Origin of the sequence: Bacteriovorax sp. DB6_IX (genome assembly GCF_000447775.1) — a bacterium.
GTDB lineage: Bacteria > Bdellovibrionota > Bacteriovoracia > Bacteriovoracales > Bacteriovoracaceae > Halobacteriovorax_A.
On the sequence record NZ_AUNJ01000029.1, the window covers coordinates 1 to 363 of the forward strand.

General features: G+C 34.4%; 1 protein-coding gene. It reads left to right on the top strand.

Annotated elements, in window-relative coordinates; translation table 11 throughout:
* Positions 1–363, top strand: a 363-nt coding sequence (locus M901_RS00880; protein ID WP_034719326.1) for a hypothetical protein, incomplete at both ends; no start/stop codon positions are given.

Genomic DNA, 363 nt, shown 5'->3' on the forward strand with positions numbered 1-363 from the left:
AAAAATTATCTCTGCAAATAAGAGATACTCTCATAGTGATATTAATGCTTATGCCAAGAAGAATGTAAAGTTTCTCTATCTTCAAAAGAATGAATACTTGAAATTCTTAGAAGACGGTATTGAAAAGCTACTCATTATTTTTGATAGTCCAAAACTCTCGGCCAAGAAAATTATTGCTAATCAAATTCGCTCAGTGCTTATTATTCATCAGTATGTTCAAACAGTTGGTGTCTCAGAAAACCTTATAAAACTCTGTGACAAAGTGATCTCTATCACAAGGGATGTCACACTTGAGTACAAGAAGTTTAGAAATATTCTACCACTATTTCCAAAGGCCCATTCAGACTTGGCCGAACAGGCCGT